Annotated in this window: 16 protein-coding genes, 1 pseudogene and 1 riboswitch; of the genes and pseudogenes, 16 read left to right on the forward strand and 1 reads right to left on the reverse strand. The window is 33.8% G+C overall.

Annotated features, from left to right (window positions below; all coding sequences use genetic code 11):
* The 5 genes and pseudogenes from J4O15_RS11130 to J4O15_RS11145 form a co-directional block, all read left to right on the forward strand.
* Positions 1–722, forward strand: a 722-nt coding sequence (locus tag J4O15_RS11130) for an ORF6N domain-containing protein (protein ID WP_208100823.1), incomplete at its 5' end; no start/stop codon positions are given.
* Between the two features lie 32 nt (positions 723–754).
* Positions 755–1,170, forward strand: a pseudogene (tnpA, locus tag J4O15_RS11135) (IS200/IS605 family transposase).
* Positions 1,171–1,309: 139 nt separating this feature from the next.
* On the forward strand, positions 1,310–1,462 hold the full coding sequence (locus tag J4O15_RS15985) for a hypothetical protein (protein WP_243762051.1): 153 nt from the start codon (positions 1,310–1,312) through the stop codon (positions 1,460–1,462).
* Positions 1,459–1,782, forward strand: a complete 324-nt coding sequence (gene cptIN, locus J4O15_RS11140; protein WP_243762052.1) for a type III toxin-antitoxin system CptIN family toxin — start codon at positions 1,459–1,461, stop codon at positions 1,780–1,782. Before J4O15_RS15985 ends, cptIN begins: the two co-directional genes overlap by 4 nt.
* Positions 1,783–2,302: 520 nt before the next feature.
* Positions 2,303–3,538 carry a hypothetical protein gene (locus J4O15_RS11145; RefSeq protein WP_208100824.1) on the forward strand — a complete coding sequence of 412 codons (1,236 nt, stop codon included), beginning with the start codon at positions 2,303–2,305 and terminating at the stop codon, positions 3,536–3,538.
* Positions 3,539–3,754: 216 nt separating this feature from the next.
* Here J4O15_RS11145 and J4O15_RS11150 read toward each other — a convergent pair whose 3' ends face one another.
* A complete protein-coding gene (locus J4O15_RS11150) occupies positions 3,755–4,507 on the reverse strand; it encodes a TraX family protein (RefSeq protein ID WP_208100825.1) in 753 nt (250 codons plus the stop codon).
* Positions 4,508–4,849: 342 nt separating this feature from the next.
* Here J4O15_RS11150 and J4O15_RS11155 point away from each other — a divergent pair, with 342 nt between their 5' ends.
* The 11 genes from J4O15_RS11155 (at position 4,850) to J4O15_RS11205 (ending at position 13,159) form a co-directional block, all read left to right on the forward strand.
* The gene (locus J4O15_RS11155; protein ID WP_208100826.1) at positions 4,850–5,269 is read left to right on the forward strand and encodes a hypothetical protein; all 420 of its coding nucleotides are present in this window, start codon (positions 4,850–4,852) and stop codon (positions 5,267–5,269) included.
* Between the two features lie 91 nt (positions 5,270–5,360).
* Complete coding sequence (gene ylxM / locus J4O15_RS11160; protein WP_208101294.1) at positions 5,361–5,702, forward strand: YlxM family DNA-binding protein; 342 nt, start codon at positions 5,361–5,363, stop codon at positions 5,700–5,702.
* Between the two features lie 9 nt (positions 5,703–5,711).
* Complete coding sequence (gene ffh / locus J4O15_RS11165) at positions 5,712–7,067, forward strand: signal recognition particle protein (RefSeq protein ID WP_208100827.1); 1,356 nt, start codon at positions 5,712–5,714, stop codon at positions 7,065–7,067.
* Between the two features lie 97 nt (positions 7,068–7,164).
* Complete coding sequence (rpsP, locus tag J4O15_RS11170; protein ID WP_009218658.1) at positions 7,165–7,407, forward strand: 30S ribosomal protein S16; 243 nt, start codon at positions 7,165–7,167, stop codon at positions 7,405–7,407.
* A 12-nt stretch (positions 7,408–7,419) separates the two neighbouring features.
* Positions 7,420–7,647, forward strand: coding sequence for a KH domain-containing protein (locus J4O15_RS11175; RefSeq protein ID WP_009218659.1), 228 nt, complete (start codon positions 7,420–7,422; stop codon positions 7,645–7,647).
* Positions 7,648–7,812: 165 nt separating this feature from the next.
* The gene (locus J4O15_RS11180; RefSeq protein WP_208100828.1) at positions 7,813–9,057 is read left to right on the forward strand and encodes an AAA family ATPase; all 1,245 of its coding nucleotides are present in this window, start codon (positions 7,813–7,815) and stop codon (positions 9,055–9,057) included.
* A 15-nt stretch (positions 9,058–9,072) separates the two neighbouring features.
* Positions 9,073–9,777, forward strand: a complete 705-nt coding sequence (locus J4O15_RS11185; protein WP_208100829.1) for a HEPN domain-containing protein — start codon at positions 9,073–9,075, stop codon at positions 9,775–9,777.
* Between the two features lie 15 nt (positions 9,778–9,792).
* Positions 9,793–10,302 carry a ribosome maturation factor RimM gene (gene rimM / locus J4O15_RS11190; RefSeq protein ID WP_208100830.1) on the forward strand — a complete coding sequence of 170 codons (510 nt, stop codon included), beginning with the start codon at positions 9,793–9,795 and terminating at the stop codon, positions 10,300–10,302.
* 2 nt (positions 10,303–10,304) lie between these two features.
* Positions 10,305–11,054 carry a tRNA (guanosine(37)-N1)-methyltransferase TrmD gene (trmD, locus tag J4O15_RS11195; RefSeq protein ID WP_009218663.1) on the forward strand — a complete coding sequence of 250 codons (750 nt, stop codon included), beginning with the start codon at positions 10,305–10,307 and terminating at the stop codon, positions 11,052–11,054.
* Positions 11,047–12,159 (forward strand): DUF4317 domain-containing protein, encoded by a 1,113-nt coding sequence (locus tag J4O15_RS11200; RefSeq protein WP_208100831.1) that lies wholly within the window; start codon positions 11,047–11,049, stop codon positions 12,157–12,159. Before trmD ends, J4O15_RS11200 begins: the two co-directional genes overlap by 8 nt.
* A gap of 49 nt (positions 12,160–12,208) precedes the next feature.
* Positions 12,209–12,326, forward strand: a riboswitch (FMN riboswitch).
* Between the two features lie 89 nt (positions 12,327–12,415).
* Complete coding sequence (locus J4O15_RS11205) at positions 12,416–13,159, forward strand: ECF transporter S component (RefSeq protein WP_208100832.1); 744 nt, start codon at positions 12,416–12,418, stop codon at positions 13,157–13,159.
* Positions 13,160–13,272 lie beyond the last annotated feature (113 nt).

Raw genomic sequence — 13,272 nt, forward strand, 5'->3', positions numbered from 1 at the left:
TCAAAGGAGAGCTTGCGGTCAAGCAGAGTAAAGCTCTGATTCGTACTTTCAAGCAAATGAAAGACTATATCGTAGAAAATCAAGGGTTGATTGGGAAAAGAGAGTTTTTACAGCTTTCGATGCAGATTACGAGCAATGTTGTGGAAATGCAGGATTTAAGACGGGATTTAAGAGATGTGGAAGATCAGGTGGCGGAAGTGATGGACACCTTAAACAATGTGGTGCATAAATCTGAACTGTCTGAACTGATTCTCGACCTTAGCAATCCACAGCTCAAATACGGCTTTTTACTTTTGAATGGACAGCCTATCGAAGCAAATCTCGCTTATAAGGACATTTACAGTATAGCGAAAAAGAGTATCTATATCGTTGATAACTACATTGGAGTGAAAACTTTGGTCTTGTTAAAAGATGTCCCGTCATCGGTAGAGGTCATTATATTCAGCGATAACATCGGCAAAGGACTTCATACCCTTGAATATCAGGATTTTTGTGAGGAGTATCCGTTTAGAAAGATAACATTCCAAAAATCCGGTGGAGAGTTTCATGACAGATACATTATTATCAACTGGAATACCGAACATCAACGAATCTATCATTGCGGAGCGTCTTCTAAAGATACAGGGCAAAGAATCACAAGCATAACGGAAGTGGTCGATCAGATGATTTATACAGACCTTATCAATAACCTATTGAAAAATCCGGTGTTGAAGTTAAGATAAGAAGTGAAGCAGATTGGGAATTTAAAAAATGTATCCAATACTTGACACAAGGGTGGAATTGTAAGTATCATATAGCATTTGCACCAAAATATAGGAGAAAGATAATATATGGAGAGCTAAAGCAGGATATAGCAAATATATTGAGCATGTTATGTAAAAGAAAAGAAGTACATATAGTGAAAGCAGAAGTATGTCCGGATCACATACATATGCTGGTAGAGATTCCGCCAAAAATGAGTGTATCAGATTTTGTAGGATATATAAAAGGAAAAAGTACACTAATGATATTTGAAAGACATGCAAATCTAAAATACAAGTATGGGAAAAGATAGAAGAATACATAAGAAACCAGCTAAATGAAGATAAGTTATATGACCAAATGAGTATGAAAGAATATATAGACCCGTTTACGGGTGAGCCGGTAATAAAAAGCAATAAGAAAAAATAAGCCCAAGGGGCTAAGCAAGTAAATGATGTGCAGTTGGCGAACTTTCGATGAGTCTTTAGACTCAAGCGCAGGTAAAGAGCCCTTATAGGGCGAAACAACAAACCACCGGCTAAGCCGGTGGTACTGATTGGAGGTTTGTATGGAGGTAAAACAAGGATATTCTTATCATATAAAGGATCATTTCTTTTCTGATGTGTCAGATTCCTCTCTAATGAGCAACAAGGAAAATGGGAATTATCGACCGAATTACTATGCAATTGAGGATTCAAAGAATAAAGATATTTTTGGATGATACCGATTAGCTCGAAAGTAGAAAAATACAAAAAGATTGTTGCTTCTAAAATAAAGAGAAACGGAAAGTGCAGCACGATTGTAATTGGGACATTTGCCGGGGAAAAAAATGCATTTTTAATACAAAATGCCTTTCCGGTTAAAGCGGTTTATTTTGATCATGTACATACGATTCAAGGGAATCCGATTACGGTACACAAAAAATTGGATAAAGAACTTCGGACAAAGCTGAAGGAAGTCATCGCTATGAAGAAAAGAGGAATCAATCTGTTTTTTACAGATGTAGATATGATTTTAGAACTTATGAACAGGTTGAAATAGGTAGTAAATTTTAGAACTTGATTGCTATGCTAAGTTTCAAGGTGCAAAAATTTCACCATGAAAAAGTGTAAAGCAAGTGTAACCGAAAATCTTGACCTTAAAAAAGCAATTTCTGAACGAAAAAATGTATCCAATACTTGACACAAGGGTGTAATAGTATTCTGCAATTTTTCAAAAACAAATATTTTGACAGAGAAAAATAGAGACAAACACCTATTCAAAAAATCTTTGTATGTATCTTGAGAAATAATTTTTCAGACACATATAGAATGTCTTTTATAAATGCTATATAGTATTTATAAACTACAATGACAAATTGATTTAATGCCATAGGCAGTAGATTTACAAGAGGTGGGTGAACTATAAAATAAATATAATTATATCAGAAGATGGTTTAGTATCAGGACTATATTATCAAGATTATTTGTTACAGATGAGAGATGAATTTCTTAAAAAAGAACTTGATTTTAGTATGGTTATAAAAATCCATACTGATGATATTTTATGGGAGGGCAACTCTATGAAAAAAACTTGGCTGTATATTTTTATATCGGTAGCATTATTGTTTGCTTGTAATGGGAGGCAGGAATTAAAATCTACGGAAACTATTGAAAATACGGATATAGATAAACAAACAAGTTCTGTTTCTGAGAGTGCTGCAGGAAATGAGCTTACCGATACGGAAATGAATGAAATAAGGGATTTAATAAGCATAATGGAGGTGGAAACTCCTGAAATCAAATATATGGATATGGAAGAGGCTCTTTTAGAGTTCTATACAAAACCTATAAAAGATGACTATAAGTTTTTGGGGCGGTTTTCTGATAACGGATATGCATATATTCTTGGGATATCTAAAGCTGAAAAACCACTCTTGATGGATTTAGATTCGATGGTTGAAGAAAACGGATATGTTCAGCTGGGAAAATTGATTGATGATCAGATGGGTAATGAGGATAGTTTTGAGAAAATATATGATTTTCCGGGGGTTTTGTCCTTTTATCAAAGTAAAGACGGGAAATATATTTACTTGGGTATTAAACAATATTCAGATTTTGAGTATATATCAGGTGATATAAAATATTCAGGTATGAACTTAGGTGAGGTATTTAATGAAATACTAAATAAAAACAGACTTGAATATATCCATCAATTACATGAAAAACAATTAAGAGCCCTTAAGCCTTTTAAGACACCATATATATTTATGTATAAATGGGAACATGGGGAGGATTTTTATGCATACAAACCGATTTCATATGATGAACTGATTGCAATTGCAGAGGATAATAGAAAAGTCGATTCATCAAAAATAAACAATGAATGTGTACTTTTATATGGGTATAATGGTGAAGATATGCCATTTATGGACTCCGTTAATCAAACTCTTTATGAAAAAGTTGAGGATTTTTTTGAGGTTCGTTCTTTAGATGAGATTAGAGATATTTCTTCCATAAAACTGATTCGAAAAAATGCCCAAGATGGGCAAAGCAAGATTATAAATATAGAGGATCCTGATGCAGTTAATGAAATAGTTGAAGTTTTAAAAAGCTCTGAAGTATCTTATATGGGCAGACCGTCTTATGAGGATTTATTGATTCTTACAAAAAAGGACGGAAGCGAGATAGAACTACAGATTACGCCCTACTACTTAGGAATAGTTGCAGGAGAAGGATTTATTTTTGGCAGCTCTGTTTGTTACAGCCCCGGATATGAAGAGTGGGTTAATTTAATGGAAAAATATTTTAATAAATAATGTTTTATGGAATCTATAAATATATAGTATACTTTATATGCTTATACGAAACTGTATAATACAAATGTATTTAAAGATAAGAAATGTTAGTCCCTGCATAACAAATAGAAATATTCTGACAAGTAGAAAGCGCATTGGCTTTGTGACTTGGTCAGGATATTTTTATATAATGATTTATATTTAGGCGGATAAAATCCAACCGGTAAACAGCTACTATTAAAACAAAATATTTATATTGCCATATAGCAGAAGCCTTAACACCCCTATTACAGCAAGGTGTGCAGGATAATAAATATAAAATAGCCATTTCATGCTACTGTTCCTTCCGACTTGCCCGTTATAGAGACTAAGTACAGGTATGCTTAGTAAAATAAATAATTGTAATACTCCATAAATTTTATCTATAAATATAAAATATACTAAGGTATATAAAAACCCGAAAAATATAAAATCAAAAGCCTGTTTTTTGAAATTTTCTCTGTGATTGTAAAGGTAGAAAGGTGTCATAGTTGCTATGCTTGACCAGTCGGATGGAAAAGAGAGTAGGCTTGCAATTAATGTGAATATAAAAGTTTTAAAAAAGGAAAGTTTGTAATTATTTACAATATATATCAAAGCTGCCGCTATAGCCAATGACCATATAACACTTGTTTGATTAAATATTCCACTTTTAAAGGGTATAGGGCTTAAGCCGAATGCAAAGCTGTATGCAAAATGAGATATAATTGCAAAAACAAAAAGCCTTGTAATATATTTTTTAGGATTTTTAGTATAATGTGAACCTTCTGCTATAAAAAACCACATAATAGGTGCGGTTAGTCTGCCTATTATATGAAAGAGGCATACATACCAGACTCTTTGAAGTCCGGGGAAAAACAGCCAGGTGAGATGATCTATTGTCATTGCAATGATTGCAACAAGTTTAAGATCTGATGTATTTAATCCTCTTTCGTTTAATTTTGAAAACATATTTATCTTCCTTAGACAATTAGTAGTATTTTTTACCGACCTTCTCCAAGGTCTATATATTTATAAAATAATTTATATTCAGTATAGCTTATACTGTATGTAAAATTTTTTTATAAAATTATATAAATATATTTTGCCAAGATGTTGTTAATTGTCAAGGATTTTTTATAAATTAAATATATGTATAGAAATGGGTAGTGGAGGTATTATGTAGGAGGCTTATACTACAGACAATCAAACTATCTATTTTAAGAATTTTAATAAAACAGAGTTTGAATAACTTTATTAAAACTATTTAAAAGCAATTATTTTAAATTATGCTTATTTATGTGGAGGTGATTAATGAGAGGACTACGCACAAATGAAGGTGCTAAATTTGAAAAATATTTTTATATTGTACAAGAAGAGGCAAAAAAACTTGGTGGAGTTTTCTTTTCTGAAACAGGTGAAGGAAGAGATTTAGACCTTGAAGATATTGAAGTATGTGATTTAGGTGGATGGCTGGTTCCATTTGACCAGGCGGATGAATTTGAAGCACTTTATTTAGGTAGAAAAGACAAAGAGATATGGGACAAAGAGAGATGGGATAATATGTATATTTTTGTAGACTATATGTTTGATGGAAATAGTGTAAGTGTTAAGTTTGATAAATATGAATATGATACCCAAATATTTGAAGGGTATGAGACACAAAAAGAGGCAGGGACATTAAAAACACGTCCAATTGAAGAACTTTGGAAAGAGCTTAATATACCGGAATAAGTATATTTCGTATATTTTCAAGCTGTCAAGTAAAAACACTTGACAGCTTACTTTTATGCTGTTATACTCTCTCAGTATGGAAAATAATGATATAGAAAAATATATCAATCAAGGTATTCTCTATGATTTTTATGGAAAGCTTTTGACAGTGCATCAGCAAAAAATCTATGAAGATGTGGTATTTAACGACTTTTCATTAAGTGAGATTGCTGAAAACGAGGGCATCAGCAGACAGGGAGTAAGTGATCTTATAAAAAGATGCAATAAATCACTGGTTTCTTATGAGGAAAAGCTTGGTTTGATAAAAAAGTTTGATGAAACAAAATCTTATGTAAAAGAGATTCAAAGGATTATTAAGATATATCAGGAAACAAAGAATGAGAAGCTTATTTCTGAGATAGAAAAGCTGTCATTTAGGATACTGGATGTGTAGGAGGTTTGAATGGCTTTTGAAAGCTTATCCGAAAAACTTCAAAATGTTTTTAAAAATCTTCGTGGCAAGGGCAGACTGACAGAAGATGATGTGAGAGCAGGGCTTAAGGAAGTAAGATTGGCTCTACTCGAGGCTGATGTAAGCTTTAAGGTCGTAAAGGATTTTATTAAGAGTATTCAGGAAAAGGCTATCGGTTCTGATGTACTCAACTCACTTACACCTGCTCAACAGGTTATTAAAATTGTTAATGAAGAAATGGTTTCTTTGATGGGAAGCGAGACCACCGAGCTTAAGATAAAACCGTCAGGGGATATAACCGTTATAATGATGGCAGGTCTTCAGGGTGCGGGTAAAACCACTACCACCGCAAAGCTTGCCGGGAAATTAAAGAAAAAAGGTAATTCGCCATTGCTTGTAGGTTGTGATATATACAGACCGGCTGCAATCGAGCAGTTAAAAAGAAATGGTGAAAAGGTGGATGTGCCTGTTTTTGAGATGGGCACGGCTCACAAGCCTGCAGAGATTGCAAAAAGAGCATTGGAATTTGCCAAAGAGAATCATCACAATATAGTATTCCTTGATACTGCCGGAAGATTGCATATTGATGAGGATATGATGAATGAGCTCCTGGAAATCAAAGGTAATGTAAATGTTGATGACATTGTTTTGGTGGTGGATGCAATGACAGGTCAGGATGCGGTAAATGTCGCTGAGACCTTTAATGAAAAGCTTGATATCACAGGTGTAATACTTACAAAGCTTGATGGTGATACAAGAGGTGGTGCGGCACTTTCAGTTCGTGCCGTTACAGGAAAGCCTATACTTTATGTGGGTATGGGTGAAAAGCTGTCTGATTTGGAGCAATTTTATCCGGACAGAATGGCAAGCCGTATTCTTGGTATGGGAGATATCCTTTCACTTATTGAGAAAGCTGAAATGGATATGGACAGTGAAAAAGCAAAAAAACTTTCTCAAAAGATTGCAAAAGCCGATTTTGATTTTAATGATTTTCTTGAGCAGCTGGAACAGCTTGAGAAGATGGGCGGTATGGCAAGTATTCTAAGTATGTTGCCGGGAATCGGAGGCAAGGCTGCTTTACCTGAGGTAGATGATAAGCAGATGGTAAAGATAAAGGCGATTATACAGAGTATGTCTGAAAAAGAAAGACTTGATCCTAGTCTTTTAAACCCTTCAAGAAAAAGCAGAATCGCAAAGGGTTCAGGTGTAAATATTGCTGAAGTCAACAGGCTTGTAAGGCAATTTGAGCAGATGAAAAAGATGATGAAACAATTCCCCGGAATGATGAAAAACAGTAAAAAGAGGGGAGCTCTTGGAGGGCTTTTCGGCGGGAAGATTGGATTTTAAAGGATTTTATTCTAAATAATTAGAATTGATCATATATAGGTATATATCTTATTAAAGAACATATACATAATTTAATAGCTATTAGGAGGATAATAAAATGGCAGTTAAGATGAGATTAAAGAGAATGGGACAGAAGAAGGCACCTTTCTATAGAGTAGTAGTGGCTGATGCTCGTTCACCAAGAGACGGTAGATTTATCGACGAGGTCGGTTATTATGATCCGACAGTTGAGCCAAGTGTAATCAAGTTTGATGAGGAAAACACAAAGAAGTGGCTTGCAAACGGTGCTCAGCCTACTGACAGAGTTGTTAAACTTTTAAAGAGTGCAGGATTAGTATAATAAGGACTGATTATGAAAGAAGTCATTGAAGTCATAGCAAAAGCTTTGGTAGACGATCCGGCGCAGGTCAAAGTAGAAGAAACAATTGATGGAGATACTACTATATGTACATTATCAGTAGCCGAAGCCGATATGGGCAAGGTCATAGGTAAGTCGGGAAAGATAGCAAAAGCTATACGTTCCATTATAAAATCGGCATCTATAAGAGCTGAGAAAAAGGTAGTATTGGAAATAAAATAACAAACAAGCTGCTACATTTGTAGTGGCTTTATTTTTATTTTTAAATAATATAAAATAATGGTTATGAAGATTTAAATGTTTAAAATTGCATATAAACTGCAAATATCATTGTTTAATCTTTCTTAATATGATATTATTTATATTATCAGAATAAGGAGGAATAATATGCTACTTGAATTTACCTGTTCAAACCATAAATCTATTCGAGAAAAAATAATATTTTCTGCTTTAGCAGGGAAAGATACATCACATGAGGAAAAAATAGAAAAGATTGCAGGTTTGGATGTTTTAAAATCGGCAGTGATATATGGTGCAAACGGATCGGGAAAGAGTAATTTGGTTGATGCAATTGATTTTGTCAGAAATCTTGTATTAAACAGTATACTAAATCAACCCGGGCAGGGTATAAGACAATCACCTCATAAATTGGACGGTTTTGAAGAAGAAAGCAGATATCAACTTCATTTTGTAGTAAAAGAAATAAGATATGTTTTTGGTTTTTCTCTAAAAAACATGGTTGTAGTAGAAGAGTATTTATATTATTTCCCCAATGGAAAGCAGACTAAAATTTTTGAAAGAACAAATAATGAGTTCACTGAGGGAAGTAAGTTTCGTAAAAAATTTGAAACATGTAAAGATGTACTGATGCCAAACCGGTTGATGCTGTCATGTGCTGCAAACTTCAGTAATGTAGATGAGGTTAAAGATGTTTTCAACTTTTTTAGTGATTATTTAATTATATATAAAGATAGTAAACAGGATATATGGATGGATTATTCTTTACATCAAATATATAAAAATGAAAATATTAAGAATTCTGTATTGACTTTTCTAAAGGAATTAGATACAGGAATAAAAGATATAAATGTTACTATTAATGAAGCTGAAGTTGATTCTGTTGAATTGCTTCCATTTTTATCAGATGAATTTAAAAAGGTGATAGCGGAAGCGAGAGCTGAGAGTATTTCAACTAAGATTGTTTATGATGAATTTGAAACCGATCTTATGTCGGAAGAATCAACCGGTATAAAAAAGCTTTTCGGAATGCTATGCCCAATTATCGATATTATGGTAAATGGTAAAGTATTAATTTGTGATGAGTTGGAGGCAAATCTTCATGAGGCATTGGTTTATGGACTGATAAAACTTTTTGTTTCTACTAAAACAGATAAAACTCCACAGCTTATTTTTACTACTCATGAAACAGGATTATTGAATTTTGATTTATTTAGAAGAGATCAAATTTGGTTTACAGAAATGAAGAAAGATCGTTCAACAGATCTTTTTTCATTGGCAGAAATCAAAAATGTAAGACGCGAAGAAAAATTCGGAAATGGCTATATTACAGGTAAATACGGTGCTATTCCAATGCTAAATCTTGATTTTGCTAAAATAGTAGATGGAATATGAGTGTGAGGGTAAACAATGAGAAGAGACTTATCCCTTTCACCAAGAGTTGAAGAAAAAAGAGAACTTAAAGTAATCGAATTACCGATACAGTTCTCACTTAAAGAAATCAAGGAACATTTTGAAGAAAGTTTAAATGAAGTAAAAGCACAGTATACTGTAGCGGATTTGTTAAATAAAAATGGAAATGAAAACGATGGTAAGACAATATGGCGCTCTCAAGTTGTTCTTGCAGAAGGTCTTCTGGATTTTTTTATTCATGAGATGAGTAAATTCTGTTTATTTAAAATGTTTACTGGACAATGGACTAAGTCGGAAAAATACTACAGATTTATGGTTCCTATGTCAAAAGTAGAGGATGCAATAAATACGGTAAATTCAAAGGATTGGTTTTTTGAGTATCTTAATGACAGATTCAGTAGAGATGTCTTTTTATCTCATGAAAGTATGAAGGATCAATTAAATTTAATCGGAATTGATTTTAGTAAAACTATGGAAAGGGCTTTCTCTAAAGAAAGCAAAGATCCGATTAAGTATGGTAAAAAAGTTGTAATAGATTTATTTCAAAGAAGAAATGATATAGCTCACCAAAATGATAGAAGCCACGCTTCAGCAAAAAAACAGGATATTACAAAAGAATTTGTAGAAAAATATATAACAAATATTGAACTTATTGTAAATGCTATATATGATATTGCATTAGATAATGATATTGTCAAATAAAAGAAAGTGAATAAGATGATAGATAGATTTAGAGTGGGGGTTATTACAAGTTCCCATGGTATAAAGGGTGAGGCAAAGGTGTATCCTACATCCGATGACAGCAACAGACTAAAAAAGATAAAAAAAGTATATGCTAATATTAAGGGAGTTGAGACTTCGCTTGATATTGAAACGGTCAGATTTCAAAAGAATATGGCACTTGTAAAATTTAAGCAGTTTAACACACCGGAAGAGATTCAGGCTTTAAGGAATACTGATTTATTTGTAGATAGAGATAATGCCACTCCACTAAAGAAAAATGAAAACTATATTGCAGATCTTATAGGTCTGGATGTTATAGGTGAGGATGGAAATCTACTTGGAAAGGTTGCAGATGTATTTCCTACAGGGGCAAATCATGTAATGGAAGTGGATATGGGTGAAAAAAAGGTATTATTCCCATATATCAGTCAATGTATACTGGATGTAAACCTTGAAGAGGGGAAAATTAAAGTTCATGTTTTGGACGGACTTTTGGATTTATAGATATGAAGTTTTTTTGTTTAACATTATTTCCTGAAATGATAGATATGTGTATGAACACAAGCATAGTGGGTAGAGCTATAAAAAATGATCTTATTTCAATGGAAACCATAAATATTCGTGATTTTACATTGGATAAACATAGAAGGGTGGATGATTATCCCTACGGTGGCGGTGCAGGTATGGTTATGCAGGCGGAGCCGATACATAAAGCTTATGAAAGTATTTGTAAAAGACTTGATAAAAGAGTGAAGCTTATATATCTTTCTCCGCAGGGCAAGGTTTTTAATCAAAATGATGCCAAAGAGCTTGCAAAGCTTGATGAAATAGTCTTTCTTTGCGGTCATTATGAAGGTGTGGATGAAAGGGCATTGGAACTTACAAATGCCGAATGTTATTCCATAGGTGATTATGTGCTTACCGGAGGTGAACTTCCGGCGCTGGTAATGATGGATGCAATAGCAAGAATGGTGGAAGGCGTACTTACCAATAATGAAAGTGCGGATTTTGAGTCTTTTGAGGATAATTTGCTTGAATATCCTCAGTATACAAGACCTGTGGAATATGAGGGACTTAGAGTTCCGGATATGCTGCTTTCGGGACATCATAAAAATATTGAAGAATGGCGAAGAAAAGAGTCTATAAAGAGAACTCTTTATAACAGACCTGATTTATTAAAAAATGCAAATCTTAGCAAAAAAGACTTGATTTATCTGGATGAGTTGAAAGAAGAAAGCGGTGATTTAGATGATTAGAGAAGAAATAAATGAAATCAAAAAACAATTTAATAAGGATACTAATGTTATCACAAAGTATGCCGGTTGCTATGTTGATGCGGAAAAAAATATAAAATTTATGAATAAAGATGCTTTCTACTCACTGCCTGAGGAGGATGCTTTTAAATACGAGGAAATATTTAGGAAAACACTCTCGGGAGCTATAGGAAAGTCATTGCTTACTTTAGATTTTTCTTTGGATGATGAAGATGAAGGCTGCCCACACTCCTTTTTGATGCAACTTAGAGAGAGCAGACTGGATGATGAACTTCTTTTAGACGAGTTTTTTAGAAAAGTAATAGAATCATATGAATATGCAGAGAATTACTATATTATACTGATTGATATTATGTATGATATTCCGGGGAAAGCAAGTGATAAACTTGCTATGGATGATGCTTCAAATGAGGTATATCACGCTTTGCTTTGCAGTATTTGCCCTGTGAGTCTTTCAAAACCGGCATTAAGCTATTTTGCAAATGAAGGTGTTATAACCAATCGAATAAGAGATTGGGTTGTGGGAATGCCTATGCACGGTTTTTTATTCCCGGCGTTTACGGAGCGAACTACAGATATACATGCGGCGCTTTATTTCAGCAAAAAAAATGATGCATTGAACGAAAACTTTATAAATGAAATAATAGGAGTAAATCCCCCTATGTCATCCGCTATGCAAAAGGAGACTTTTGAGGCAGTGCTGTATGATATATTAAGAGATGAACTTACAATGCCTGTTATGTCTGCTCTCAGCTCAAATATGCTGGATTTAATAGCTGAAAATTCAGATAATCCTGAACCTTTAGTACTTACAAAGAATGATATGGTTAAGCTTATATCAAAGAGCGGTGTATCTGATGAGGCAATAGAGTCCTATGAAAAAAGTGAAGATGCAAATATCGAAGTACTGGCGGATAATGTTATAGATACAAGAAAGTTTGAAGTAAAAACTCCCGGTATTACTGTAAAAACCGATACCGACTCTATTGAAAAGCTGGAGACAAGGGTGATAGACGGCAGAAAATATATTCTTGTACCGATTGAAGATGATGTGGAAGTAAACGGTATGCCTGTAAAAAGTATATAAAACTATTGACTTTTCGTATAAAAAGTTTTAGCATATAGATAACAATAAAATGATTCTTCGGGGCGGGGCGAAATTCCCCACCGGCAGTATAGTCTGCGACCTGCATGGGCAGTTGATTTGGTGAAATTCCAAAACCGACAGTATAGTCTGGATGAGAGAAGAGTGTTTTCATATTCTTGTGAATGCCCCCTATACGCTTATAGGGGTTTTTGTATTGAAGAAAACACACTCCGAAGCATAAGCTATGGAGGTAGTTATGTTAGAAACAGTAGTTGAAAATTTTGTTTTTGTAGTGGAATTTCTTGGAATCGTACTTGCCACATTTGTAGTCGCCTATCTATTTGAAGGGGTTGCAAATAAGAAGTCGAGTTATACCGGACCGATTATTACTACTCAAAAGATTGCAATGATAGGTTTATTCGGTGCATTAAGTACAATACTTATGATGTTTGAGTTTCCTGTACCGTTTGCTCCTACATTTTATAAGCTTGATTTTTCAGAGTTGCCTATAATGATAGTGACCTTTGCTTACGGACCTGTTGCAGGAATTCTTACAGAGTTTATAAAGATACTTTTAAAGGTGATGTTTAGGTCAACAACTACAGCATTTGTAGGAGAACTTGCAAATTTCTGTGTAGGGGCTGCACTGATACTCCCGTCAAGTATTATTTATATTTTCAGTAAAACAAGAAAAGGCGCTTTACTTGGAAGTATAGCCGGAACTCTTACAATGGCTGTATTCGGTTCACTTTTTAATGCTATATATCTTTTACCGAAATTTGCACAGATGTATGGAATGGACCTTAGCGCACTTATCGGTATGGGAAGTGCCGTAAATCCTGCAGTAACCAATATTCAGACATTTGCACTGATGATAGTTGTTCCTTTAAATCTTTTAAAGGGTGGACTTATATCTGCACTTACAATTGTTCTATATAAGAAGTTTTCACCTATACTCAAACAGGGCAATTCATTTAGGGAAGTAAATACAGCAAAATAGTTTCCTTACCGGCACATAAGTGCCGGTTTTTTCTTTGCCTATTATTGCTTTTTTCTGATTATATTCGTATAATAAAAGCTTAGACAAATATACCCTACCTGCATCTATAGCAA

Source organism: Lachnoanaerobaculum sp. Marseille-Q4761, assembly GCF_017565785.1.
Classification (GTDB): domain Bacteria; phylum Bacillota; class Clostridia; order Lachnospirales; family Lachnospiraceae; genus Lachnoanaerobaculum.